This is a genomic window from Streptomyces sp. SID4985, assembly GCF_009863025.1.
In the GTDB taxonomy this organism is placed as follows: domain Bacteria; phylum Actinomycetota; class Actinomycetes; order Streptomycetales; family Streptomycetaceae; genus Streptomyces.
The window spans coordinates 1-271 of record NZ_WWIR01000240.1; the positions used below are offsets into that span (position 1 = coordinate 1).

The following is a 271-nucleotide window of genomic DNA, read 5'->3' on the forward strand; positions in this document are numbered from 1 at the left end:
CCGTGCTCGTGCTGGGTGACGCCGAGGCACCAGCTGATGATGGAGCGGTCGGCGTCCATGTAGATGCGCGCCGCCTTGAGGATCTCGGCACGGCTGAGCGAGGACTGCCGCTCCAGCTCCTCCCAGGGAGTGGACTCGCACAGGGCGCGGTACTCATCGAAGCCGGTGGTGTGGCGGTCGATGAACAGCTTGTCGATGGCCTTGGGGTCGGTCTTCGCCTGCTCCAGGACAGCCTTGGCCATGCCGCGCAGCAGCGCCATGTCGCCGCCGA

The 271-nt window shown here is 67.5% G+C and carries 1 pseudogene; it reads right to left on the reverse strand.

Annotated features, from left to right (window positions below):
• Positions 1-271: pseudogene (locus tag GTW40_RS09790) on the reverse strand (formate dehydrogenase); the annotation flags it as partial.